This window comes from Burkholderia sp. BCC1977 (assembly GCF_905339595.1).
In the GTDB taxonomy this organism is placed as follows: Bacteria; Pseudomonadota; Gammaproteobacteria; order Burkholderiales; family Burkholderiaceae; genus Burkholderia.
The window spans coordinates 1-673 of the sequence record NZ_CAJPGQ010000160.1 but is presented as its reverse complement, the minus strand read 5'-3'; the positions used below and the strand labels follow the sequence as shown (position 1 = coordinate 673).

The 673-nt window shown below is 64.6% G+C and carries 1 protein-coding gene; it reads right to left on the bottom strand.

Annotated elements, in window-relative coordinates; all coding sequences use genetic code 11:
- Positions 1-673, bottom strand: a 673-nt coding sequence (gene pstS, locus U5771_RS35255; protein WP_322028194.1) for a phosphate ABC transporter substrate-binding protein PstS, incomplete at both ends; no start/stop codon positions are given.

Genomic DNA, 673 nt, shown 5'->3' with positions numbered 1-673 from the left:
AGCGTTTCGGCGCCCTGCTCCGGCTTGTCCTGCTTCGCGTGCAGCAGCACGAACGTCGCGCCGACGACCGGCCATGCTTCCTTGCCCGGCTGGTTCGTCAGGATCTGGTAGAACGACTTCGTCCAGTTCGCGCCCGCGGCAGCAGCCTTGAACGTTTCGGTCTTCGGCTCGACCACCGTGCCCGTCGAGTTCTTCAGGGCCGTGTAGATCATGTTGTTCTTCTTCGCGTACGCCCACTCGACGTAGCCGATCGAACCCGGCAGGCGCTGCACGAATGCCGCGACGCCGTCGTTGCCCTTGCCGCCCGTGCCCGTCGGCCAGTTGACCGTCGTGCCTTCGCCGATCTTCGACTTCCACTCGTCGTTGACCTTCGACAGGTAGTTCGTCCAGATGAAGCTCGTGCCCGAACCGTCAGCGCGGCGCACGACCGCGATGTCCGTATCCGGCAGCTTGACCTTCGGGTTCAGCGCGGCGATCTCCGGGTCGTTCCACTTCTTGATCTTGCCGAGGTAGATGTCGCCGAGCACCGGGCCCGACAGCGTCAGTTCACCGGCCTTCACGCCCGGCACGTTGACGACCGGCACCACGCCGCCGACCACCGTCGGGAACTGGAACAGGCCTTCCTTCGCGAGCTCGTCATCCTTCAGCGGAGCGTCCGAACCGGCAAAATCGA